The sequence below is a fragment of the Caulobacter hibisci genome (assembly GCF_016135805.1).
GTDB lineage: Bacteria > Pseudomonadota > Alphaproteobacteria > Caulobacterales > Caulobacteraceae > Caulobacter > Caulobacter hibisci.
Genome location: NZ_JADWOX010000002.1, coordinates 550227 through 574271, shown reverse-complemented (window position 1 = coordinate 574271; position 24045 = coordinate 550227). Strand labels below are relative to the sequence as shown.

23 protein-coding genes are annotated in these 24045 nt (G+C 68.6%); 13 read left to right on the top strand and 10 right to left on the bottom strand.

Annotation, left to right across the window (positions count from 1 at the left end; genetic code table 11):
* Nucleotides 1–10: 10 nt before the first annotated feature.
* The 7 genes from rpsR to alr all read left to right on the top strand — a co-directional run bounded on the left by rpsR (nucleotide 11) and on the right by alr (nucleotide 7392).
* Nucleotides 11–286 (top strand): 30S ribosomal protein S18, encoded by a 276-nt coding sequence (rpsR, locus tag I4Q42_RS05810; protein WP_198575106.1) that lies wholly within the window; start codon nucleotides 11–13, stop codon nucleotides 284–286.
* A 13-nt stretch (nucleotides 287–299) separates the two neighbouring features.
* The gene (gene rplI, locus I4Q42_RS05805) at nucleotides 300–884 is read left to right on the top strand and encodes a 50S ribosomal protein L9 (protein WP_198575105.1); all 585 of its coding nucleotides are present in this window, start codon (nucleotides 300–302) and stop codon (nucleotides 882–884) included.
* A 214-nt stretch (nucleotides 885–1098) separates the two neighbouring features.
* Nucleotides 1099–3513: a TonB-dependent receptor plug domain-containing protein gene (locus I4Q42_RS05800; protein ID WP_198575104.1), complete on the top strand. Its 2415-nt coding sequence runs from the start codon at nucleotides 1099–1101 to the stop codon at nucleotides 3511–3513.
* 152 nt (nucleotides 3514–3665) lie between these two features.
* A complete protein-coding gene (locus I4Q42_RS05795; RefSeq protein WP_198575103.1) occupies nucleotides 3666–5186 on the top strand; it encodes a replicative DNA helicase in 1521 nt (506 codons plus the stop codon).
* A 5-nt stretch (nucleotides 5187–5191) separates the two neighbouring features.
* Nucleotides 5192–5500, top strand: coding sequence for a hypothetical protein (locus tag I4Q42_RS05790; RefSeq protein ID WP_198575102.1), 309 nt, complete (start codon nucleotides 5192–5194; stop codon nucleotides 5498–5500).
* A gap of 61 nt (nucleotides 5501–5561) precedes the next feature.
* Nucleotides 5562–6248: a MarC family protein gene (locus I4Q42_RS05785; protein ID WP_198575101.1), complete on the top strand. Its 687-nt coding sequence runs from the start codon at nucleotides 5562–5564 to the stop codon at nucleotides 6246–6248.
* A gap of 61 nt (nucleotides 6249–6309) precedes the next feature.
* Nucleotides 6310–7392: an alanine racemase gene (gene alr, locus I4Q42_RS05780; protein ID WP_198575100.1), complete on the top strand. Its 1083-nt coding sequence runs from the start codon at nucleotides 6310–6312 to the stop codon at nucleotides 7390–7392.
* Between the two features lie 18 nt (nucleotides 7393–7410).
* Here the strand turns inward: alr and I4Q42_RS05775 are convergent, their stop codons facing one another.
* Entirely contained in the window at nucleotides 7411–8604 is a 1194-nt protein-coding gene (locus I4Q42_RS05775; RefSeq protein WP_198575099.1) for a Yip1 family protein, read from the bottom strand.
* A gap of 162 nt (nucleotides 8605–8766) precedes the next feature.
* Between I4Q42_RS05775 and radA the strand changes: the two genes are divergently transcribed.
* From radA to I4Q42_RS05745, 6 genes are all read left to right on the top strand, one after another.
* Nucleotides 8767–10149, top strand: a complete 1383-nt coding sequence (gene radA, locus I4Q42_RS05770; protein ID WP_198575098.1) for a DNA repair protein RadA — start codon at nucleotides 8767–8769, stop codon at nucleotides 10147–10149.
* Nucleotides 10146–10769, top strand: a complete 624-nt coding sequence (locus I4Q42_RS05765; RefSeq protein ID WP_198575097.1) for a CvpA family protein — start codon at nucleotides 10146–10148, stop codon at nucleotides 10767–10769. Before radA ends, I4Q42_RS05765 begins: the two co-directional genes overlap by 4 nt.
* Nucleotides 10766–12268 carry an amidophosphoribosyltransferase gene (gene purF, locus I4Q42_RS05760; RefSeq protein WP_198575096.1) on the top strand — a complete coding sequence of 501 codons (1503 nt, stop codon included), beginning with the start codon at nucleotides 10766–10768 and terminating at the stop codon, nucleotides 12266–12268. The genes I4Q42_RS05765 and purF overlap by 4 nt, the downstream gene beginning before the upstream one ends.
* A 135-nt stretch (nucleotides 12269–12403) precedes the next feature.
* A complete protein-coding gene (locus I4Q42_RS05755; RefSeq protein ID WP_198575095.1) occupies nucleotides 12404–13387 on the top strand; it encodes a bile acid:sodium symporter family protein in 984 nt (327 codons plus the stop codon).
* A gap of 52 nt (nucleotides 13388–13439) precedes the next feature.
* Nucleotides 13440–14192: an SDR family NAD(P)-dependent oxidoreductase gene (locus I4Q42_RS05750; protein ID WP_198575094.1), complete on the top strand. Its 753-nt coding sequence runs from the start codon at nucleotides 13440–13442 to the stop codon at nucleotides 14190–14192.
* 267 nt (nucleotides 14193–14459) lie between these two features.
* Nucleotides 14460–15968, top strand: a complete 1509-nt coding sequence (locus I4Q42_RS05745) for a methyl-accepting chemotaxis protein (protein WP_198575093.1) — start codon at nucleotides 14460–14462, stop codon at nucleotides 15966–15968.
* Nucleotides 15969–15986: 18 nt separating this feature from the next.
* Here the strand turns inward: I4Q42_RS05745 and der are convergent, their stop codons facing one another.
* From der to I4Q42_RS05700, 9 genes are all read right to left on the bottom strand, one after another.
* On the bottom strand, nucleotides 15987–17801 hold the full coding sequence (der, locus tag I4Q42_RS05740; RefSeq protein ID WP_198575092.1) for a ribosome biogenesis GTPase Der: 1815 nt from the start codon (nucleotides 17799–17801) through the stop codon (nucleotides 15987–15989).
* 121 nt (nucleotides 17802–17922) lie between these two features.
* Nucleotides 17923–19335 (bottom strand): PQQ-like beta-propeller repeat protein, encoded by a 1413-nt coding sequence (locus I4Q42_RS05735; RefSeq protein WP_408611053.1) that lies wholly within the window; start codon nucleotides 19333–19335, stop codon nucleotides 17923–17925.
* A gap of 11 nt (nucleotides 19336–19346) precedes the next feature.
* Entirely contained in the window at nucleotides 19347–20096 is a 750-nt protein-coding gene (locus tag I4Q42_RS05730) for a tetratricopeptide repeat protein (RefSeq protein WP_198575090.1), read from the bottom strand.
* Between the two features lie 325 nt (nucleotides 20097–20421).
* Nucleotides 20422–21249 carry a 3-methyl-2-oxobutanoate hydroxymethyltransferase gene (panB, locus tag I4Q42_RS05725; protein ID WP_198575089.1) on the bottom strand — a complete coding sequence of 276 codons (828 nt, stop codon included), beginning with the start codon at nucleotides 21247–21249 and terminating at the stop codon, nucleotides 20422–20424.
* A gap of 55 nt (nucleotides 21250–21304) precedes the next feature.
* The gene (locus I4Q42_RS05720; RefSeq protein WP_198575088.1) at nucleotides 21305–21685 is read right to left on the bottom strand and encodes a hypothetical protein; all 381 of its coding nucleotides are present in this window, start codon (nucleotides 21683–21685) and stop codon (nucleotides 21305–21307) included.
* Complete coding sequence (locus tag I4Q42_RS05715) at nucleotides 21678–22250, bottom strand: RNA polymerase sigma factor (RefSeq protein ID WP_198575087.1); 573 nt, start codon at nucleotides 22248–22250, stop codon at nucleotides 21678–21680. The genes I4Q42_RS05720 and I4Q42_RS05715 overlap by 8 nt, the downstream gene beginning before the upstream one ends.
* Before the next feature lie 35 nt (nucleotides 22251–22285).
* Nucleotides 22286–22687 carry a DUF6249 domain-containing protein gene (locus tag I4Q42_RS05710; protein ID WP_198575086.1) on the bottom strand — a complete coding sequence of 134 codons (402 nt, stop codon included), beginning with the start codon at nucleotides 22685–22687 and terminating at the stop codon, nucleotides 22286–22288.
* A gap of 127 nt (nucleotides 22688–22814) precedes the next feature.
* Nucleotides 22815–23489 (bottom strand): HAD hydrolase-like protein, encoded by a 675-nt coding sequence (locus I4Q42_RS05705; protein ID WP_332873024.1) that lies wholly within the window; start codon nucleotides 23487–23489, stop codon nucleotides 22815–22817.
* A 137-nt stretch (nucleotides 23490–23626) separates the two neighbouring features.
* Nucleotides 23627–23974, bottom strand: a complete 348-nt coding sequence (locus I4Q42_RS05700) for an ArsC family reductase (RefSeq protein WP_198575085.1) — start codon at nucleotides 23972–23974, stop codon at nucleotides 23627–23629.
* Nucleotides 23975–24045 lie beyond the last annotated feature (71 nt).

Here is a 24045-nt window from a genome sequence, read left to right as displayed (position 1 = left end):
GAAATAGATCATGACCGATACGACTGCTCCCGAAGCCGCGGCTCCGGCCGCCGCCGGCGGCGCTCGCCGCCCGTTCTTCCGTCGCCGCAAGGTTTGCCCGTTCTCGGGCGCCAACGCGCCGAAGATCGACTACAAGGACGTGAAGCTGCTGCAGCGTTACGTTTCCGAACGCGGCAAGATCGTGCCGTCGCGCATCACCGCGGTGTCGGCCAAGAAGCAACGCGAACTGGCCAAGGCCATCAAGCGCGCCCGCTTCCTGGCTCTGCTCCCCTACGTCGTGAAGTAAGGGAGACGCCACGATGAAAGTGATCCTGCTCGAACGAGTCGAAGGCAAGGGCGTCCTGGGCGACGTGGTGACGGTGAAGGACGGCTACGCCCGTAACTTCCTGCTGCCGCGCCAGAAGGCTCTCCGCGCCAACTCGAACAACCTCAAGGCTTTCGAAGCGCAACGCGCCGAGATCGAAGCCCGCAACGTCCGCAACCGCGAAACCGCCGGCAAGTCCGGTGAATCGCTGGACGGCACGCAGTACGTCCTGATCCGTCAAGCTGGCGAAAGCGGCCAGCTGTACGGTTCGGTCGCGGGCCGCGACGTCGCCGACGCCATCAAGGCCGAAGGCGGCAAGGTCGACCGCTCGATGATCGTGCTGGACAAGCCGATCAAGACGCTGGGCGTCCACGAAGTGAAGGTGAAGCTGCACGCTGAAGTGACCGTCACGGTCACCCTCAACATCGCGCGCAGCCAAGACGAAGCCGATCGCCAAGCGCGCGGCGAAAACGTCATCGCCTCGCAATTCGAAGAAGATCGCGCCGCCGACGCCGAAGCCGCCCAGGACATGCTGGAAGGTGGCGCCGGTTCGCACGAAGGCGACCACTACGAAGCCTGATCCGTCAGGACCTTCGCAGAAGACTGAAGAACGGCGCGGAGCAATCCGCGCCGTTTTTTCTGCGCCCCCCCTATTTTTCTGTGCGGGCGGCTAGAATTGCTCAGATTGTATCGCCCCCTCCGCTCACCCAAGTTCCGAGCATCTATCCATCTGTCGGATACAAGAGGCGTATCAGCACGTCCCCCGACCGACAGGTTTCGAGAGGGGTTATCTCATGCGTATCAAACTTGCCCTGCTGGCCGCCGCCTCGGCATCGGCCTTCGCCGCCTCGTCCGCCTACGCCCAGGACGTCGCCGCGACCGATCCCACCGCCGTCGAGGAGCTGGTCGTCACCGGCACCCGCACCGCCGGCCGCTCGCGCCTGGACACCGTCTCGCCGGTCGACGTGGTCGACAGCAAGGCCCTGACCCGCCAGGGCTCGACCGAACTGGCCCAGGCCCTGTCGACCCTGGCGCCGTCGCTGAACTTCCCGCGCCCGTCGGCCGTGGACGGCACCGACTCGGTGCGTCCGGCCACGCTGCGCGGCCTGGCGCCCGACCAGACCCTGGTGCTGCTGAACGGCAAGCGCGGCCACGCCGCCGCCCTGGTCAATATCAACGGCGCGGTCGGCCGCGGCTCGGCCGCCTTCGACCTCAACACCATCCCGACCGCCGCCCTCGACCGCGTCGAGATCCTGCGCGAGGGCGCGGCCGCCCAGTACGGCTCGGACGCCATCGCCGGGGTCGTCAACCTGCGCCTGCGGCAAGCCCGCAGCGGCGGCGGCGCCACGGCCAGCTACGGCCTCTACGACACCGAGGTGAAGACCGCCCGCGACACCGACGGCCGCAAGGCCCACGACGGCGTCACCTACACCGCCTCGATCTGGCAGGGCTTCACCCTGCCCAAGGACGGCTTCCTGACGGTCACCGGCGACTGGTCCAAGCGCAACCCGACCAACCGTTCCGACCTGTCCTCGGCCATCACCCCGAACAAGGTCACCGGCCGCTACGGCGACGCCGAGGTCGAGAGCAAGTCGATCTTCGCCAACGCCGGCCTGCCGCTGGGCGAGACCTGGAGCCTCTACGGCTGGGCCGGCTACCAGAAGCGCGAGGGCGAGAGCGCGGCCTTCCCGCGCCTGGCCAGCAACGCCAACAACATCGCCGCCATCTATCCGCAGGGCTTCCTGCCGAAGATCACCACCGACATCGACGACTACAACTTCGCCCTGGGGACCAAGGGCGAGATCGGCGCCTACACGGTCGACGCCAGCGTCACCTACGGCGAGAACGACATCGACTACGGCGTCAAGGACAGCCTCAACGCCTCCTACGGCCCGACCTCGCCGACCGCGTTCTACGCCGGCTCGATGAAGTACCGGCAGGCGGTGGCCTCGCTGGACATCACCCGTCCGCTGGAAATCGCCGCCTTCGCCCAGCCCTCGACCCTGGCGTTCGGGGCCGAGTACCGCAAGGAATCCTACGAGATCCTGGCCGGCGAGACCGCGTCCTGGGCCAATGGCGGCTACAACAACCTCGCGGCCGGCGCCCAGGGCTTCCCGGGCTTCCGCCCCAGCAACGAGGTCGATGTCAGCCGCGACAATTACAGCCTCTATGTCGACCTCGACAGCCAGGTGACCGACAAGCTGGACGTCGATGTGGCCGCCCGCTTCGAGGACTATTCCGACTTCGGCTCGACCACGACCGGCAAGATCGCCGCCCGCTACGACTTCACCGACAGCTTCGCCCTGCGCGGGGCGGTGTCGACGGGCTTCCGGGCTCCGGCCCTGCAACAGCAGTACTTCACGGCCACCTCGACCAACATCATCAGCGGCGTGGCCACCGAGGTCGGCACCTTCCCGGCCACCAGCGCCGTCTCGCAGGTGCTGGGCGCCAAGGCCCTGGAGCCGGAAGAGAGCACCAACTACTCGCTGGGCGTGGTCTATCGCCGCGGCCCGCTGGAAGTGACGCTCGACGCCTACCAGATCGACATCGACAACCGCATCGTGCTCTCGGAGAACATCCAGGGCAGCGCGACCGGCACGGCGACCCAGCAGGCGATCTACACCCTGCTGCAGCCCTACGGCGTGACCACGGCGCGGTTCTTCATCAACGGCGTCGACACCACCACCAAGGGCCTGGACGTGGTCGTGCGCTATCGCCTGGACGCCGAGGCGGCCGGCCGCTTCGACCTGACCCTGGCGGGGAACTACAACGAGACCGAGGTCACCCGCCTGCCGACGACCAACACCCTGTCGTCGCTGCCGGTCCCGCCGACCCTGTTTGGCCGGGTCAACGTCCTGACCTTCGAACGGGGCACGCCGCGCACCAAGTTCGTGGCCAGCGGCGACTGGAGCAACGGACCCTGGGGCGCGACGCTGAAGCTGACCGGCTACGGCACCGTGCTGCAGCCCAACGCCACGGCCTCGCTCGACTACTGGACCGGCCGCAAGGCGGTGATCGACCTGGAGGCCCGCCGCACCTTCGGCGAGAACCTGACCTGGGCGGTCGGCGCCAACAACCTGTTCGACGAGTATCCCAACCGCACCCCGGCGGCCGTCAACAGCACCAGCGGCGTGGTCGGCTTCCCCAACTACTCGCCGTTCGGCTTCAACGGCCGGTTCCTCTACACCCGGGTCAGCTACAACTGGTGAAACCTAACCTAACCTAACGTAAGCATGAACGGGGACGCGGCGGCGACGCTGCGTCCCCGTTTGTCATAGGAAAGATATACACAGAACATCCCCAGCCATCTGGCCGTTCACCGTGCTGCGTCCGCGCGCCCGGACGGCGTTCGCGTTAACTTATGACGATGTCGCTCGTACCTGCCCTTGATCTGCGCCCGCCGGCGCAGGACGCCCCCGTTATCGCTGTCGCCCCCCACAACCTGGAAGCCGAGCAGGCGCTGCTGGGGGTGCTGCTGTACGACAACTCGGCCTATGAGCGGCTGACCGACAGCCTGCAGGGGCGGCACTTCTACGAGCCCTTCCACCAGCGGCTGTTCGGCTCGATCGAGACCCATATCCGCAAGGGCCAATTGGCCGAGCCGATCCTGCTGGCCGACGAGTTCAAGCACGACACCGCGTTCCAGGAGCTGGGCGGCATCCGCTACCTGGCCGACCTGGTGGATCGCGCCCCGCCGGCCGCCAATGTCGGCGACTACGCCCGGGCGGTGTTCGACCTGGCCCTGCGCCGCGACCTGATCCGCATCGGCGGCGAGATCGCCTCGGCCGCCCACGGCCACGGCGACGAGAAGCGCCCGGCCCGCGACCAGATCGAGTCGGCCGAACAGCAGCTCTACACCCTGGCCGAAAGCGGCACGGCCAGCTCCGGCTTCGTCAGCTTCGGCGACGCCCTGCGCGGCGCCGTCGAGATGACCGCAGAGGCCTTCCAGCGCGACGGCGGCATGTCGGGCCTGGCCTCGGACCTGATCGACCTCGACCAGAAGATCGGCGGCCTGCACCCATCGGACTTGATCGTGCTGGCCGGCCGTCCGTCGATGGGCAAGACCGCCCTGGCCACCAACATCGCCTTCAACGTCGCCAAGAAGTACGCCTGGGAGCCCCAGCCGGACGGCAGCCGCAAGACCGTCAACGGCGGGGTCGTGGCCTTCTACTCGCTGGAAATGAGCGCCGAGCAGCTGGCCCTGCGTATGCTGGCCGACGCCTCGGGCGTCTCGGGCGACAAGCTCCGCAAGGGCGAGATCGACGCCAGCGAGTTCGGCCGTGTGCGCGACGCGGCCATGGAGCTGCAGGAAGCGCCGCTATATATCGACGCCACCGGTGGTATCTCCATCGCCAAGCTGACCGCCCGGGCCCGGCGCCTGAAGCGCCAGGTGGGCCTGGACCTGATCGTCGTCGACTACCTGCAGCTGGTCACCGGCTCGGACCTGGGCTCCAACGCCAGCCGCGTGCAGGAAGTCTCGCAGATCACCATGGGCCTGAAGGCCCTGGCCAAGGAACTGGCCTGCCCGGTCATCGCTCTGTCGCAGCTGTCGCGTCAGGTCGAAAGCCGCGAGGACAAGCGCCCGCAGCTGTCCGACCTTCGCGAATCCGGCTCGATCGAGCAGGACGCCGACATGGTCTGGTTCGTGTTTCGGGAAAGCTACTATGTCGGCCGGGCCGAGCCGCGCGAGGGCACGCCCGAGCACCTGACCTGGCAGGAAGAAATGGACAAGCTGCAGGGCCTGGCCGAGGTGATCATCGCCAAGCAACGTCACGGTCCCATCGGCACGGTGCGCCTGTCGTTCAACAGCGACACCACCCGCTTCGGCAACCTGGCCCGCGACCACTATTTCCACCAGATGCGCTCGGGCAGCGACGAGTAATCGCGATGGCCTATCAGCTCGTTCTCCAGTTTCCGCACGACGCGCTGGCGGACTACGACGCCATGATCGCGCTGGAAGAGCAGATCGACGAGGTCCTCGGCGAGCTTGGCGAGGTGGACGGCCACGACGCTGGCGAGGGCGAGATGAACATCTTCGTCTTCTCGCCAGAACCGGAAAGCGCCCTGGCGGCGCTCGCATCGCTCCTGGCGCCGTACATGACGAGCCTGAGAGCCGCCTATCGCGACGATGAAGCCGACGACGAGCGCTATATCGTGCTGCACCCCAAGGGGCTGACGACCTTCTCGGTCGCCTGAATTTGACCCGGAGCACGCCCGTCGGCCAGGGTGTCGGTCGTCGCGTGAACGAGGTTGCCTGATGGACTTCAGCCCCCTGCCCGTCTCGACCTTCGTCGGGGCGTTCCTGCTGGCCTTTCCGGCCCTGTTCTCGATCGTCAATCCGGTCGGGGCGGCGCTGATCTTCCACCAGATGCTGGCCGACCACCCAGCCGAGACCCGCCGGCGCCTGGCGCCGACCATCGCGCTCTACGCCTTCTTCATCCTGCTCGGCTCGTTGCTGCTGGGCGGCTACGTGCTGAACTTCTTCGGCGTCAGCTTGGGCGCGCTGCGCGTGGCCGGCGGCCTGGTGGTGGCCATCCGCGCCTGGGCGCTGCTGATGACCCCCGAGGAGCATGAGGAGCGCAAGGCCGACCAGGCCGCCTCACCCGCCAAGAGCCGGGCCGAGGACATGGCCTTCTTCCCGCTGACCATGCCGTTCACCACCGGCCCCGGCGCGATCTCGGTGGCCATAGCCCTATCGTCGCAGCGGCCGGCCGAGGGCCATTCGGTGGCCCCGTTCTTCCTGGGCGCGAGCCTGGCGGTGGCGGTGATCGCCCTGATGGTCTGGGTGTTCTATCGCGCCTCGGACCGTGTGCTGGCCCTGCTGGGCGTCAACGGCGCGCGGGTGATGTCACGGCTGATGGCGTTCCTCTTGATGTGCATCGGCGTGCAGATCGTCGCCAGCGGCGTCGAGGCCCTGGTGACGCAGTTCCTGAGTACGCGCTAGACCGATATCTCCACAGCATCTGCACTGGCCTTGGCCGCGCGGGTCGGCTACCTCCCCAGCCGTGACCGAAGCTCGCCTGACCCTCGACCTGGACGCCCTGGCGGCCAACTACGCCACGCTGAAGGCCGAGGCCGGCGGGACCGAGCTCGCGCCAGCGGTGAAGGCCGACGGCTACGGCCTGGGCGCGGGCCTGGTCGCCCGTCGCCTGTGGGACGAAGGCGCGCGCGGCTTCTATGTGGCGCGGCTGTCGGAGGGCGTGGCCCTGCGCAAGGCGCTGGGCGAACGGGACGCGACGATCCACGTGCTGGACGGCGCGACGCCGGGCTCGGGGCCGACGCTGGTCCAGGCCGGGCTGATCCCTGTGCTCAACAGCCTGCCGCAGGTTGAGGCCTGGAACAGCCAGGCCGGCAAGGGCGTGCTGGAAGCGGCGATCCACATCGACACCGGCATGAACCGCCTGGGCCTGCGCCACGAGGAGGCCGCGGTGCTGACGGCCTCGATGGACCGGCTGAAGCACCTGAACGTCTCGCTGGTGATCAGCCACCTGGCCTGCGGCGGCGAGCCGGAGCATCCGCTGAACGCCCGCCAGCTGACCCGCTTCACCGACGCGGCCGCGCTGTTCCCGAACGCTCGCCGGAGTCTCGCCAATTCGGCCGGGATCTTCCTGGGCGAGGCCTATCGCTTCGACCAGTGCCGGCCGGGGATCAGCCTCTATGGCGGCGGGCCGCGCGACGTGGCCGACGACCGGATCAAGGCCGTGGCGACCCTGGAAGCGCCGATCCTGCAGGTGCGGGTCGTGCCGCGCGGCGAGTCGATCGGCTATGGCGCGGCCTTCACGGCCGACGACACTACCCGCGTGGCGATCCTGGCCTGCGGCTATGCCGACGGCGTGCTACGCGCGGCCAGCCCCGCCGGCCAGGTGTGGTTCGACGGCGCGCGCCGGCGGATCCTGGGCCGGGTGTCGATGGACCTGATCGCGGTCGAGATCACCGACTGCGACGCGGCCCGTCCCGGGGCGATGGTCGAACTGTTCGGCCCGAACCTGCCGGTGGACGAAGCCGCCGCCGCGGCGGGCACGACCAGCTACGAGCTGCTGGTGCGCCTGGCCGGCCGCGCCCGCCGCGTGGTGCTGGGCGAGGCCTGAGGGCCCCGCCCCTTTCCATTACTTCGCCAGGCCTTCGAGCCTGCCCGCGTCGACCGCCGCCACGGCCGACTTGAGCTGGTCGATGCTGTCGGCGTCGCCATTGGCCTCGATGGTGAAGCGGTTGCCGACCACGACGCTGTAGCTGCCGGACTTGGCCTGACGGTCCCACTTCTCGGACACCAGGCGGCCACCGACCGTGCTGGCCTTTTCGTAGCCGGTCTCGGTTTCCGTCGAGCTCTGGGCGTTCATGGCCGAGGCCATGGCCGTCAGGCCCGCCAGCGCGCCCAGATCGGTGACGGCCAGGCTGAAGCGCTTGCCGTCCTTCTCGTAGTCGCCCTGGGCCGAGGACATGCCCGCCCCCTCGGCGCCGGCCGAGTGGGCCTCCAGCGTGGTGCGCGAGAAGCCCGCTACGGCGCCCGGCAGGAACCCTTTCAGCACGTCGGGCGAGGTGGCCGGCTTGTCCTTGCCCGCCTCGATCGAGGCGTTGGCCGCCTCCAGTTGCTTGGAGGCCGCCTCCATCTTGCCGAGGTCGACGGTGTTGCCCCCGATCGTCAGCGAGCCGCTGTCGCCCGAGACCTTGGAGGCCGCGGCAAGGCCGCCGAAGGCCGCCATGCCGGCGATGGCGCCAGTGACCAGGCTGACGGCGAAGAACAGCACGATGGCGCAGATCACCGTCACCACGGTGTAGCCGACGGCCTTGTCCTTGGGCGCCTTCATCAGGCGCGGCAGGCCCGTATAGAGCAGGTAGAGACCGTAGAGCCCTAGCAGCCCGCCGATGATCCCCAGCGGCGGGAAGAGGCTGAAAGCCCCGGCAAGCCAGCCGGCGGTGTTGGAATAGGCGGCCACCTTGAAGGCCTGGATCTGGTTCTTCTGACCGTCGAACGACGGCGCCAGGGCGTCGATGATCAGGGCCAGCAGGAACACCGACAGCAGCGACAGGCCGTAGGCGACGACGGTTCCGACGATCGCGGCGGCCAGGGCGGGTCTGGCCGTCACCAGACCGGGAATGCCGTGGCCGAAGACCTGGCCGCCGATCAGTCCCGCGATCGCGGGAATGGCCGCCAGGATGCAGACATAGCCGACATACAGCCCCCTGATAGTGGCCGGTTCCGGATCGATCCGCTCCCATTCGGCGGACGGTGACAGCAGCAGCCGCTTCACGCGGCCGACCAGGTCGGAAGAAGAAACAGTGCCGGGCTCGACCACGGACATTAGGCGCCTCCAGAAAGATCCTGAGTCTGCGCCCCCCGGTGTTATCTATACGCACCGCGCGCAAAACGGGAACAAGGTTCGGCGACGGCCTGCTGCGTCCGGCTTTGGCGCAGGACCGCGCCAGCCTGTAGTCTCCACCCATTCGAGAATCAGGAAGACCCCATGGCCCGCGACGGCGCCGTTTACGCCTGCCAGTCCTGCGGGGCGGTCCAGAGCAAATGGGCCGGGCAATGCCCCGCCTGCCAGAGCTGGAACACCCTCGTCGAGGAGGTCGGCGTGCGCGCGCCCGGCAGCCTGTCGGCCACCAAGGCCACCCGCAACCGCGGCCTGCAGTTCACCGGCCTGGAAAGCGACACCCCCGCCCCGCCCCGCATCCTGACCGGCGTCGACGAGTTCGACCGGGTCTGCGGCGGCGGCGTGGTGCCCGGCTCGGCGATCCTGATCGGCGGCGACCCAGGCGTGGGCAAGTCGACCCTGCTGCTGCAGGTCTGCGCCAACGCCTCGAGCCGGGGCGTGTCCTGCGCCTACATCTCGGGCGAAGAGGCCGTGGAGCAGATCCGCGGCCGCGCCGACCGCATGGGCCTGGCCGGCGCGCCGGTGAAGCTGGCGGCCGAGAGCAGCCTGCGCGACATCCTCGACGGGCTGAAGCGCGACAAGTTCGACCTGGTGGTCATCGACTCGATCCAGACCATGTGGAGCGACGCCCACGAGGCCGGTCCCGGCACGGTGACCCAGGTCCGCGCCTGCGCCACCGAGCTGGTGCGGCTGGCCAAGAAGCAGGGCGTGGCCATCCTGCTGGTCGGCCACGTCACCAAGGACGGCCAGATCGCCGGCCCGCGCGTGGTCGAGCACCTGGTCGACGCGGTGCTGAGCTTCGAAGGCGAGCGCGGCTATCCGTTCCGCATCCTGCGCGGGGCCAAGAACCGCTTCGGGGCCACCGACGAGATCGGCGTGTTCGAGATGGGCGACATCGGCCTGCGCGAGGTCAAGAACCCCTCGGCCCTGTTCCTCAACGAGGGCGGCGAGCGGGCGGCGGGCGCGGCGGTGTTCGCCGGCATCGAGGGCTCGCGTCCGGTGCTGGTGGAATTCCAGGCCCTGGTGGCCCCGTCCGCTTACGGAACGCCCCGACGCGCCGTGGTCGGATGGGATTCCGGACGCCTGGCCATGGTGCTCGCCGTGCTTGAATCGCGTTGCGGCCTTGGTTTTGGCGACAAGGACGTCTATCTGAACGTCGCCGGCGGGCTGAGGATCACCGAACCCGCCGCCGACCTCGCGGCGGCGGCCGCTTTGGCCTCTTCGGCCATGGATGTCGCCCTGCCGCAGGACTGCGTGGTGTTCGGCGAGGTCAGCCTCTCCGGCGAGATCCGGCCCGTGAGCCGAATGGAGTCGCGTTTGAAGGAAGCCGCCAAGCTGGGGTTCGGCCGCGCGCTGGGACCGCTGTCGGGCCTGCCCGAAGGCGGCGGCGCCCTGCCGGTGGCCGGCGCGGCGCGACTGGCCGACGCGGTCCGTAGAATCGAGAACGACATCTGGAGCTCGCACGCGTGACGCCGTTCGACATCATCGCCGGACTGATCCTGCTGGTCTCCGGCGCCGTCGGCTTCTTCCGGGGCGCCTCGCGGGAGCTGACCTCGGCCCTGTCGTTCATCGTCGCCGCCGTGGTGGCGCTGCTGGGCCTGCGGCTGACGGGTCCCCTGTTCCGAGACATCATGGATCCGGACTGGGCGGCGACAGCCGCCGCCATCCTGGTCACCTTCGTCGTGGCCTTCGTGGCCCTGCGCCTGCTGGGCGGCCAGCTGACCAAGACCCTGCACGCCGACGGCGCCCTGGGCCTGCTGGACCGGCTGATCGGCCTGGCCTTCGGCCTGCTCCGCGCCCTCGTGGTGCTGGGCGTCTTCAACCTCGTCTTCCACATGGCCACGCCGCGCGACCGCGTGCCGGCCTGGGTGTCGGAGTCGATCTTCTATCCGCTGTCCAACGCCAGCGCCCGGGTGCTGAAGGTGTTCGCCCCGAAGGGCGCAGGACTTGCCGGCAAGCTGGCTCCCGCCATCGAGGACGCGGTCCGAGACGGCGCCAGCGACAAACCGTCCGACGCCGACCGTGGCGAAGAAGGCTATGATAAAGACCAGCGTCGAAAGTCCGACGACCTGGTGGAGAAATCTCGATGACGTCTATCGGCCAGTCGACCGACCGCTTCTCGTCCATGCCCTGGCGTGACCCCGAGGACGACACCCTGCGCCTGGAGTGCGGCGTGTTCGGCGTGTTCGGGGTGCGCGACGCCTCGGCCATCGCGGCGCTGGGCCTGCACGCCCTGCAGCACCGCGGCCAGGAAGCCTGCGGCATCGCCGCCTTCGACGGCCAGCGCTTCCACACCGAGCGCCACATGGGTCACGTGGGCGACGCCTTCACCGGCGCCGACCTGGTCCAGCGCCTGCCGGGCCACATGGCCATCGGCCACACCCGCTATTCCACCGCCGGCGGCAGCTTCATCCGCAACGTCCAGCCGATGTTCGCCGACCTGGAGACGGGGGGCCTGGCCCTCGCCCACAACGGCAACCTGACCAACTTCCTGACCCTGCGCGAGCGCCTGGTGCAGGAAGGCGCGATCTTCCAGTCGACCTCGGACAGCGAGGTGATCCTCCACCTGATCGCCCGCTCGCGAAAGGCCCGCATCGTCGACCGCTTCATCGACGCCCTGGGCCAGATCGAGGGCGGTTACGCCCTGGTCGCCATCACCAACAAGAAGATGATCGGCATCCGCGACCCGCTGGGCATCCGCCCGCTGGTTCTGGGCGACCTGGACGGCAAGCCGGTGCTGGCCTCGGAAACCTGCGCCCTCGACATGATCGGCGCCCGCTTTGTGCGCGACGTCGAGCACGGCGAGATGGTGGTGATCAGCGATACCGGCGTGAAGTCGCTGCGGCCGTTCGCGGCCCCGGCCGCCCGCCCCTGCGTGTTCGAATATGTCTATTTCGCCCGTCCCGACAGCGTCGTGAACGGCCGCTCGGTCTACGAGGTGCGCAAGCGCATGGGTCGCCGCCTGGCGATGGAGACCGGCGTCGAGGCCGACGTCGTGGTGCCCGTGCCCGACAGCGGCGTGCCGGCGGCGATCGGCTACGCGGCCGAAAGCGGCCTGCCCTTCGACCTGGGCATCATCCGCAACCACTATGTGGGCCGCACCTTCATCCAGCCGACCCAAGGCGTGCGCGAACTGGGCGTGCGCATGAAGCACAGCCCCAACCGCGCCGTGCTGGAAGGCAAGCGCGTCATCCTGATCGACGACTCGATCGTGCGCGGCACCACCTCGCTGAAGATCGTCCGCATGGTCCGCGAGGCCGGCGCCAAGGAAGTGCACCTGCGCTCGGCCAGCCCGCCGATCAAGTGGCCCGACTTCTACGGCATCGACATGCCCGAGCGCGAACAGCTGCTGGCCGCCACCAAGTCGCTGGAAGAGATGGCCAAGTTCCTTGAGGTCGACAGCCTCGGCTTCCTGTCGGTCGAAGGCCTGTACGAGGCCCTGGACTGCGCACCGCGCGATCCGGCCGCCCCGCAGTTCACCGACCACTACTTCACCGGCGACTACCCCACCCGCCTGACCGATCGCGAGATCGCCGAAGGCCGCAACGACCAGGCCGAGAAGCAGCTGTCGCTGCTGGTCAGCGCCTAGGCCGCGCCTTTCGGGTCCTCCGGCTTGTTCGGGGGACCCAAGCTGCGCTAACCCGCTACACGGCCTGTCTGGTTTGACCTCCGGCCGCTCGGATCGCCCGGACACACGGGTGACACCTCCTGTGAGAGTCGCCCCTTGGCCAATCCCGTTTCCGCCGTCCTCTCCAAGCTGAAGATCGACGGCTACATCCTGGCCCTGATCGGCATGGTCGTGCTGGCCTCGTTCCTGCCGGTGCGCGGCCAGGCCGCCGAGATCATGGGCTGGGTGGTCAAGATCGCCATCGCCCTGCTGTTCTTCCTGCACGGCGCGAAACTCTCTCGCGAAGCCGTGGTCGCCGGGATCACCCACTGGCGGCTGCACCTGACCATCCTGGCCTTCACCTTCCTGCTGTTCCCGCTCCTGGGCCTGGCGATCAGCAAGGCCGGAGTGCTGTCGCCGACCATGGCGGCGGGCATGGTGTTCCTGGCCTGCCTGCCCTCGACCGTGCAGTCGTCGATCGCCTTCACCTCGATCGGACGCGGCAACGTCGCCGCCGCCGTCTGCGCGGCCTCGGCCTCGAACCTGTTCGGCATCTTCCTGACGCCGGTGCTGGTGGGCCTGCTGATGAACGCCCACGGCGACGTCGGCGGCTGGGACTCGATCCAGTCGATCGTCGTCCAGCTGCTGCTGCCGTTCGTGGCCGGCCAACTGGCCCGGCCGGTGGTCGGCAAGTGGATCGAGAAGCACAAGACCCTGGTCGGCCGCGTCGACCGCGGCTCGATCCTGCTGGTGGTCTATTCGGCCTTCAGCGCCGCCGTGGTCGAGGGCCTCTGGCGCAAGGTCTCGCCGCTGGAGTTGATCGTGCTGCTGCTGGCCTGCGGCGTGCTGCTGACCGTGGTCATGCTGGCCACGGTGTTCGGCGCCCGGGCCCTGGGCTTCTCCAAGGCCGACGAGGTGGCCATCGTGTTCTGCGGCTCCAAGAAAAGCCTGGCCACCGGCGTGCCGATGGCCGGCATCCTGTTCCCCGGCGCCACCGCCGGCGTGCTGGTGCTGCCGCTGATGATCTTCCACCAGATCCAGCTGATGGCCTGCTCGGTCATCGCCCAGCGCTACGGCGCCAGGCCCGCCGACGAGACCTGATCTCCTTCCCACGCCAAGAACAATCGCCCGTCAGAGGCCCCCGGAAACGCTCATGACCATCCCGACCGACAAGCCGCTGGCCGGCCGCATCGCCCTCGTCACCGGCGCCACCCGCGGCATCGGCCAGGCGATCGCCCTGGGCCTGGCCCAGGCCGGCGCCCACGTCGTGGCCCTGGGCCGCACGCAAGGGGCGCTGGAGGCGCTGGACGACGCCATCCTGGCCGCCACCGGCGAGCACGCCACTCTCGTGCCGATGGACCTGCGCGAGGCCGACAGCCTGGATCATCTGGGCGCGGCGCTGCATCAACGCTTTGGCAGGCTGGACATCCTGATCGGCGCGGCCGGGGTTCTGGGCCCGCTGACGCCGGTGGGCCACTTGGAGCCCAAGGGCTGGGACATGATCCTGTCGACCAACCTGACGGCCAACTGGCGGCTGATCCGGGCCATGGACCCGCTGCTGCGCGCCTCCGACGCCGGCCGGGCCATCTTCCTGACCAGCAGCGTCGCCAAGAGCCATCGGGCCTTCTGGGGCGCCTATGCCGCGTCCAAGGCCGGGCTGGAGGCCATCGTCGACTGCTATGCCGACGAGATGGAGAACACCGCCGTGCGGGCGCTCTGCGTCGACCCCGGCGCCATGCGCACCAAGATGCGGGCCCTGGCCTTCCCGGGCGAAGACCAGGCGACGGTGCAGGATCCGGCCGAAATCGCGCCCTTCATCATCGACCTTGCTCGCCCCGAGCGCGAGCCGCCCAAGGGCGTGGTCCGCTTCAAGGATCGAGGCCAGGAATCCGCCAGCCTCGGCTGAGCCCCGTCCAGGCATAGTCAGGTGTAGTTTCACGCTCTGAACTATAGAATCAGCGCGTCGACACCCTTTTTGAAAGCACGGATATTGCGGATAATTTCGTCACCGCTGCGTCGTCATCACGACTCTTCGGACGAAAACGCCTATTCGCGACAATTCGACGCGCTGTGCCGTTACGGAACACGTCGTTTTTTAAGTCTCGGCTAACGATCAAGGCACACCCTTAAGGTGTAGCGCAGCCATAAGATGCTGTCGCCGGGGCCTGATCCGATGCCGTTCACGCTGTTCAACAAGGGTCGCGAGACCACCGACGCCCGCCTCGCCGAACTCGAGGCCACCGTCGCGGCGATCCATCGCTCGCAGGCCGTCATCGAGTTCGAGCTGGACGGCACGATCCTGACCGCCAACACCAACTTCCTGAAGACGGTGGGCTATTCGCTGGACGAGATCCGCGGCCGCCATCACAGCATGTTCGCCGATCCGGACTTCGCCCGGACCAACGAGTACAAGCAGTTCTGGCTGAACCTGGGCCGCGGCGAGTTCTTCGCCGGCAAGTTCCAGCGCCAGGGCAAGGGCGGGGTCGAGATCTGGATCCAGGGCGCCTACAACCCGGTGTTCGACGCCGCGGGCAAGCCCTGCAAGGTCATCAAGTTCTGCACCGACATCACCCAGGCCGAGCACGAGCGCCTGGCCAACGACGCCCTGCGTCGCACCGAGGCCGAACAGGGCGCCGTGGTGCTGACCCTGGCCGACAACCTTCGGCGCATGGCCGCCGGCGACCTGACCGCCGAGATCACCGCCGCCTTCGAGGGCCGCTTCGCCTCGATCAAGAGCGACTACAACACCGCCCTGGAAGCCATGCGCCAGGCCATGGACTCGATCGCCAGCTCGGCCAGCGGCGTGCGCAACGGCTCCAACGAGATCACCCTAGCCTCGGAAGACCTTTCCAAGCGCACCGAGCAGCAGGCCGCCAGCCTGGAAGAGACGGCCGCCGCCCTCGACGAGATCACCGCCACCGTCCGCCGCAGCGCCGACGGCGCCAAGTCGGCCTCGACCGCGGCCTCGACGACCCGCCAGGAAGTCACCCGCTCGGGCGAGATCATGCGCGACGCCATCGCCGCCATGGGCGAGATCGAGCAGAGCTCGGGCAAGATCGGCCAGATCATCGGGGTGATCGACGAGATCGCCTTCCAGACCAACCTGCTGGCCCTGAACGCCGGCGTTGAGGCCGCCCGCGCGGGCGAGGCTGGTCGCGGCTTCGCGGTCGTCGCCCAGGAAGTGCGGGCCCTGGCCCAGCGCTCGGCCGAGGCGGCCAAGGAGATCAAGACCCTGATCGCCAACAGCAGCGCCCAGGTCGAACGCGGCGCCAAGCTGGTGGGCGACACCGGACAGTCGCTGAACGGCATCGTCGGCCGCATCGCCGAGATCGACACCCTGATTTCCGAGATCGCCCAGTCGGCCCACGAACAGGCCGGCGGCCTCAACCAGGTCAACACCGCCATCAACCAGATGGACCAGGTGACCCAGCGCAACGCCGCCATGGTCGAAGAAGCCACCGCCGCCGCCGCCAGCCTGCGCAACGAGGCCTCGGCTCTGTCGGAGCTGGTCTCGCGGTTCGACACCGGCGCGGCGACGGCCCAGCCGGCGCCGCGTTCCGCTCCGGTCGCCCGGCCGACGTCCAACCCGGTCGCTGCCGCCCAGAGCCGCATCGCCCAGTCGTTCCGCCCCGGTTCGGGTTCGGCCGCCGTGGCGGTGAGCCAGGAGTGGGAGGAGTTCTAAGCTCCTCCCAACCTTGAACTAGCGGCCCTTGGGCTTACCGCCGGGGATCTTGTTGCCGCGGACCACGCGCGAGCCGGCCACCGGACGGCGCGGACCGCCGGCCTTGCCGCCGGCCGACTTGGCCCCGACCTTGTAGCTCGGGGTGGTCGAGACCCGCTTCTGGGCCTTGGGGCCCTGCGGCTTCACCGACTTGACGGCGGCCTTGCCAGGATCGGCCTTGGGCGCGTCGACCTTGCCGGCATCGGCTTTGGCGGCGGTCGCCTTGCGGGCGGCGGCCTTGGTCGCAACCGCCTTGCTCGCCTCGGCCGCGCTCGAGTCGGCCTTGCTGGCTTCTGCCTTGGCTTCGGCCTTGTTGGCGTCGGCCTGGGCTTCGGCCAGGATCGCCGCCCGTTGGGCCGACTTCTTGACCGTGTTGCGCGAGGCCTTCAGGCGCGCCTTCTCGGCTTCCTTCTTCTCGAAGGCCCGCTTGCCCTTCACGACATGCCCCTGCTCGGGCTCGGCATAGGGGTTGGCGCCCGACTTGATGGTGATGCGCAGCGGCACGCCCGGCAGGTCGAAGCTCTCCCGCAGGCTGTTCACGAGATAGCGCCGGTAGTGATCCGGCATCTGGTCGGCGCGGCTGGAGAACAGCACGAATGTCGGCGGACGGGCCTTGGTCTGGGCCATGTACTTCGGCTTGACGCGCTTGCCGCCGACCGAGGGCGGCGGGTGCCGCTGCATGGCCAGCTGCAGCCAGTCGTTCAGGTCGCGGGTCTTGACCTTGGTCGACCAGTCGCGGTGCGTCTTGATGACGGCCGGCATCAGGCGCTCGACGCCCTTGCCGGTCTCGCCCGACAGCGCCACGACCGGCGCGCCGCGCAGCTGGGGCAGCATGCGCTCGGCGTGCTCGACGAAGCCCTTCAGCGTCGCGCCCGGATCCTCGACGAGGTCCCACTTGGCCAGGATGAAGACGACGCAGCGCCCTTCCCGCTCGGCCAGGTCGGCGATCTGCAGGTCCTGGGTCTCGAAGGGGTGGGTGGCGTCCATCACCAGCAGCACGACCTCGGCGAAGGTCAGCGAGCGGATGGTGTCCTGGGTCGACAGCTTCTCTAGCTTCTCGTTGACCTTGGCCTTCTTGCGCAGGCCGGCGGTATCGACGAGGCGGATCTTGCGGCCGTCCCAGGTCCAGTCGACCGAGATCGAGTCGCGGGTGATGCCGGCCTCGGGGCCGGTCAGCAGGCGCTGCTCGCCGATCAGGCGGTTGACCAGGGTCGACTTGCCGGCGTTCGGACGGCCGATGATGGCGATCTTGATCGGCTTGGTGTCGTCGTCATAGTCCTCGAACTCTTCCTGCAGCTCCGCGGGCGTCACCGCCAGCAGCGCCGCATAGAGGTCGGCCATGCCCTCGCCGTGCTCGCCGCTGATCGGGATCGGGTCGCCCAGGCCCAGGCGGTGAGCCTCGGCGGCGCCGGCCTCGGCCTGCTTGCCTTCGGACTTGTTGGCCGCGACCACGACCGGCTTGTTCCGGCGGCGCAGCATCTCGGCGAAGATCTTGTCGAGCGGCGTCAGGCCCTCGCGGGCGTCGAACACGAACAGGGCGACGTCGGCCTCTTCGATGGCCAGCTCGGTCTGGGCGCGCATGCGCGCCTCGAGGCTTTCGTCGGTGACGTCCTCGAAGCCGGCGGTGTCGATCAGTTCGAGATCGAGGTCGCCGAGGCGGCCGTGGGCGAAGCGGCGGTCACGGGTGACCCCCGGCTGGTCGTCGACCAGGGCCAGCTTCTTGCCGGCCAGACGGTTGAACAGCGTGGACTTGCCCACATTGGGGCGGCCGACGATGGCGAGTTTCAAAGGCATAGGCGGTCAGTAGTCGATTTTTCTTGTCCCGGCAAAGCAACAAGCCCGGGCCGGCGTTTCCGCCAGCCCGGGCCCGGGACGGTTTCTGTTGCGCCGGGCTCCGAAGGGAGCCCGGTTTAGGTCAGCGGATCGCGATCAGCTGGGCTTCGTCGGTCACCAGATAGACCTTGTCGCCCACCGAGATCGGCGACAGCAGGACCGGCGCGCCGATCTTCAGGGTCTTTTCGGTGGCGCCGGTCTTGGCGTTCAGGGCCACGGCCTCGCCATAGCTCGACACCGTGATCAGGCGGCCAGAAGCCAGGATCGGGCTGGACCAGATGCGCGGGTGCTTGGCCAGCTTCTTCTTCTGCTTCTTGGAGAGCTTGTCGGTCTCGTTGAGGTCGCGGATCCAATAGACTTGGCCGGCGTCGCGCGAGACGCAGATCACCTGGCCGGCCTTGTCGACCACATAGACCACGTCGCCGACGGGCCAGGGCGTGGTGATGGCGGTCACCGGCAGGCTCCAGCGGGCCTGGCCCGTGCGCAGGTCGGTGGCGGCGAACACGCCCGAGTGGCTGACGGCGTAGACGTCGCCCTTGTAGATCACCGGACGACCGGCGATGTCGCGGATTTCCGACAGGGCGTTGGTGCGGCTGGCGCGGCTGAGGGCCTCGCTCCACAGGTCGTTGCCGTTGCCGGCGCGCAGGGCCACCAGTTCGCCCGAGGCGAAGCCGGCGACGACGGTGTCGCCGCTGACCGCGGGGCTGGAGGCGGCCAGGATGCGCGCGGGCTCGATCAGGGCCTGATAGGTCCAGCCCGGGACGCCGTCGGCGGCCGAGAAGGTCAGCAGTTCATTGTCGGTCGAGACCACGAACACGCGGCCGTCGGCCACGGTCGGGGCGGCGTGGACCGGCGTGCTGGTCGGCTGGCGCCAGTTTTCCTTCCCGGTGGCCGCGTCGAGCTGGGCCACGAAGCGGAAGCCCGACGAGACGTAGAGCTTGCCGTCGGCATAGGCCACGCCGCCGCCGAAGCCTTCGGTGTCGCCCTTGTCCTTGAACAGGCCCAGGAACTTGCCCTTGCCCGGCTGGGCGGCGGGACGCAGGTCCTTGCGCCACAGGGTCTCGCCGCTGGCGGCGTCGACGGCCGAGATCTTGGCCTCGCCGTCCATCACGAAGATCTTGCCGTCGGCCGAAACCGGGGTGGCGGTGATGTGGAAGGTGCGGTTGGCCTTCTGGCCGAAGCCCTTGCGCCAGGCGATCTCGAAGTCCTTGGCGCCGGCCACGTGCTCGACCGACTGCTCGGGGCTGCCGCCCGGCAGGCGCCAGTCGGCCTTGGGCTGGGCCTCGGGCAGGAAGAAGTCGACGCCCTTCAGGCCCTCGGCGGCCTCGACCTTCTGGTCGAAGGCGATGACCGAGATCCGCTGGCCTTGCGTGGCCTGGCTCTTGTTCTTGTCGTCCTTGCCGAATGGATTGAGCTTCGACACCGTCGAGCAACCGGTCACCGACACTGCGGCCGACATCATCGCGGCGAGCAGCAGGGAGCGCTTCAAAGTCATGGGTCGGCGGCTCATCGAGCTTGGGGTTGCAGGCCCGGCGGCAATTGGCCGGGCGCGAGTTGGACGGGCGGCGGCAGGGCGGCCGCCGCCTTGACGGCGGCCGGCAGGGCCTTGGCCGAGCCGGAGTCGATCATCTGGATCGCCGCCTGAGCCCGCTGCCGGGTCTCGTCGGAGGCGTCCGAGAGCAGGGACAGGACGACGAAGTCGCCACGCGCGTCGGCGCTCTTGCCCGCCTGCAGCTTGGCGAAAGCCAGGGCTTCCTTGGCTTGCACGCGGTAAGGGCTCTTCTCGCCGGTCAACGGGGTCAGCCTCGACTCGATCTCCTGATACGGAGCCGTGTCCATGAGCGCGAAGGCGGATTTGAGGCGGGCTATGTCACCCATGACAGGATCGGGAGCAATCTTGGCCGCTTCGTCGAAATAGCGCACCGCTTCGGCGGTCTTGCGCTCGTCGAGGCGGATGCCGCCCATCTGCATCAGGGCCAGGGCGCGGTAGCCGGCGTTGCCTTCCTTCGACAGCTTTTCGAACTGGGCGAAGGCCTTGGTCGGGCCTTCCTTCTCGTAGGATTCGAGGGTGGCCTGGACGGCTTCGGACGCCTTGGCGACGCGGTTGTTCTCGTAGGTGGTCCAGCCCCACCAGCCGCCGACGCCCAGGACCGCCACCGCGGCGATCGCGCCCACGACGGGCAGCGACTTCAGCGCGAGGGTCTTGTAGCGGTCGGAGCGAAGCTGCTCTTCGACCTCGTCAAACACATCGACCACGAACGAGGCTCCGGTACGGGCGCGGAAGGCGCCGGGGCGTCGGTCATGAAACGCGACGCGAGGTTGAAACTAAGGCCGCCGAGGCCAGGGCCTCGACGCAGGCGGCGAACCTATAGCGTGTCCGCGCAAGCCGCAACGGCGAGAACTTTGTCCTTCTCCCCTTGCGGGAGAAGGTGGCGGCGAAGCCGACGGATGAGGGGTTTCTCAAACATCATACGCTTCACCAAGGCCGACCGCCGTCGCGGCGGATCGTTTTGAGAGACCCCTCACCCGACCTCCCTCCGGGAGGCCACCCTCTCCCGCAGGGGGAGAGGGAACACAAACATCAATCCTTCTTGGCGTAGTACGTCTCGGCCGCGCCGGGGAAGCTGCGGTCCTGGACGTCGCGGGCGTAGTCGGCGGCGGCCTTTTCGATCTGGCCCTTCAGGTCGGCGTAGCGGCGGACGAACTTGGGGGTCCAGTCGAACAGGCCCAGCATGTCGTCGCTGACCAGCACCTGGCCATCGCAGCCGGCCGAGGCGCCGATGCCGATGGTCGGCGGGGCGATGGCGTCGGTGATCTCGCGGGCCAGGGATTCGGCCACGCCCTCGACCACGACGGCGAAGGCGCCGGCCTCGGCGGTGGCGCGGGCCTCGGCCAGGATCTTCTGGCGGCCTTCCTCGTCACGGCCCTTGGCCTTGAAGCCGCCGTCGACCAGCACCGCCTGCGGGCGCAGGCCCACATGGCCCATCACCGGCACGCCGCGATCGACAAGGTAGCGGATGGTGTCGGGCACGGTGGGGCCGCTTTCGACCTTCACGGCCTGGGCCCCGGTCTCCTTCATGATCCGCACGGCGTTGGCGTAGGCCTCTTCAGGCGCGCCCTCGTAGGAGCCGAAGGGCATGTCGATGACGACCATGGCCTTCTTGGCGCCGCGCATCACCGCCTGGCCGTGCAGGATCATCATCTCCATCGTCACGCCGACGGTGTTGGGCAGGCCGTGGACGACCATGCCCAGCGAGTCGCCGACCAGCAGCACGTCGCAGGCGTCGTCGAGGGCGGCGGCCACCGGGGCGGTGTAGGCGGTCAGGCAGACGATCGGAACGCCGCCCTTGCGGGCGGCGATGTCGGGGGCGGCGAGACGGCGGACCGTCTCCTGGCGTTGGGCGGACAAGACTCGCTCCGGCTCTATTTCAAGGACCGGAGCAAGGCGGGGGCGATGCTCCGGATCAGAACTCTTCGACCAGTCGGGTGACGGCGAAGGCCAGAGCGATAGCCGCAAGCGCCGCGCCAAGCCACAGGGTTTCGACGCTGGCCGGGGTGGCGACGACCTGGTTGACCCTGTCCAGCAGCTTGTCGACGCCCAGGTCCATGCTGGTCACGCCCCGTTCGGAGGCGTGCTGCAGGTCGGCGGCGAAGCGGCTGGTGATCAGTTGCCCGACGGCCACGAGACCGGCGACGGCGCCGGTCGCGCCGATCAGGATCCGCCGCATCGCCCACCCGCGATCCAGACGCCGCTCGACGCGGCCGCGGAAGGCTTCGGCGTCGGGAAACGACGGCGGGGCGGCGAACAGCCTCGAAAGCTGGGCGTCGAAGTCGCGATCAACCATGCCCTTCCCTCCGTGCTGAACCGTCCGTGGGCGGGGCCAGCCTGGCCCTGAGTTTATCGAGACCACGTTTGACATGGGATTTGACCGTCCCGATCGGGATATTCAAGGCCTCGGCCGCCTCGGCGTGCGACCAGTCGGCGCCGTAGCACAGCGAAACGCACAGCCGCTCGCCGCGTGACAGCCCCTTCAGCGCCTCGTCGAGGTCCAGCCGGTCGCCCGGCGTGTCGCCGAGCGGCGGCGGCTGCTCCTCGGGCGCGGTGTCCGAAAAGATCAGGCGCGAGTCGCGCTTGACCTTGCGCAGATAGAGCCGCGCGGCCGTCTTCTTGATCCAGCCGCCGAAGGCCCCCTCGCCGCGATAGTCGGCGATCTGCTCGAAGCCGACCAGGAACGCGTCCTGGGCGACGTCGTCGGCGGTGGCCGAGTCGGCGCCAAGACGGCGCAGCAGGCCGCGCACGGCCGAGCCGTGCCGTCGCACGAGCTCGCCGAAGGCCGCGCGATCGCCGGTGGCGGCAAGCGCCGCCAACTCGACGTCGTGACCTGTGGTGGGCGGGCGTAGAACACCCATGATGGAAGGTCCCCTCTTCCCCCGGAAGTCCGGCCTCAGACCTGAGGCCGCACGCCCTTGTTGGGGTTGAAGAAGCTCAGGATGACGTAGGCGACGCCGATCAGGGCCGGAATGGCCGCGATGCCGAGAATCGGGTGCAAAGCCTCGTCCTCGACGTGACCGAGCATCAAGCCCAGCACGGCCAGACCCGCGCCCACGGCGATCAGGATGACGCCGACGCGGATGTCGCGCAGGGCCGAGGATTCCTTCGGCGGTTTCACTTCCTTGCTCATCGCCTCGATCAGCTCGGGCGGCAGCGCCTGGCCCTTCTCGATGGCGGCGCGCACGGTGGCCTGCATTTCCCGGCGCTCACGGCTCTTCAGCCACAGCGGAATGCAGACGATGCAGACGACCATGATGAACGGCGCCAGAGGTATCAGGATCTCAAGGTTGTCCATGACTCGTTCCCCTTGGAATGATTTGGACGAGAGCCTGTCGCTTTCGTCTCTTACAGGGAAGAGACTTCAGCGGCGCCGTTTGGAGGCGCCCGGCGAGATGAAACTTTCGTAAGGCCCGCAAAGGCCTTCATGCCGGGACGGCGGCGGCCTGGACCTCGGGCTGCGCCGTCAGGCGCGAGACGATGTCGTCGACCGCGTCGAGCAGCACGGTCGGGGTGTGGTCGACCAGCAGCTGGCGCGTGGCGTAGCCCCAGGTCACGGCGCCCGAAGCCAGGCCCAGGGCGTTGGCCGCGTCGATGTCGCGGGTCTCGTCGCCGATCGAGATCACCCGGCCCGGCGTGACGCCGGCGGTCTTGATCACCTTGAGGAACTTCTTGGCCTTGCCGAACAGAGAGGCGCCGCAGCCATAGTGGTCGATCAGCCCGGCGAGATCGGGACCCAGCACGGTGCGGATCGTGGCTTCGCTGTTGGAGCTGACCACGGCCAGGCGCACGCCGCCGGCCGCCAGGGCCTTGAGCATGTCCGGAACGCCCGGGAACAGGGTGATCGCGCCGATCTCGGCGGCCATCAGCTTCTTGCCGTGGGCGGCGATCAGCGGGATCTTCCAGGGCGAAACGCCCAGATACTTGATGATCTCGCGGTTGGGACGACCACGGAGCATCTCGACTTCCTCGTCGGTGACGCACTTGAAGCCGTACATCCTGGCCATCGGATTGACGAGTTTCAGCACCACGGCGCCGCTGTCGGCCAGCGTGCCGTCGAAATCGAAGATCGCCAGATCGTAGGGAAGCCCCGAAGTCACGCCCACTTAGTCATCCTATTGTCGGCCGCCTGTCGCCAGTCGGCCGGCCATTTCCCTAAAACTTAGCCGCTGTTGGCCGCGGCTGTCGCCCCAAAGTTCGCCAACTCGCGTCTTTCGTGCAAGCGGCGTTTCGCGCTTCAGGCGAGAAAGGCGCCGTAGGCCTCCGGCTTGAAGCCCGCCAGCAGCTTGCCGTCGCGCTCGAGGATCGGCCGCTTGATCATCGACGGCTGGGCCAGCATCAGGTCGACGGCCTTGGCCGCGTCGATGCCGGCCTTGTCGGCGTCGGGCAGCTTGCGGAAGGTCGTGCCCGACCGGTTCAGCACCGTCTCCCAGCCCAGCTGCGCCACCCAGCGCTCGACGCTGGCGCGGTCGACGCCGGCGACCTTGTAGTCATGGAAGTCATGGGCCACGCCGTGCTCGTCGAGCCAGGTGCGGGCCTTCTTCATCGTGTCGCAGGCCTTGATGCCGTAGATCGTCACCGCCACCGGCCGTGCTCCAGAAAATCCGCCCGCGAGTCGGGGCCGTCCGCCTTGGATTAGCATTTTCGTTCGCGGCG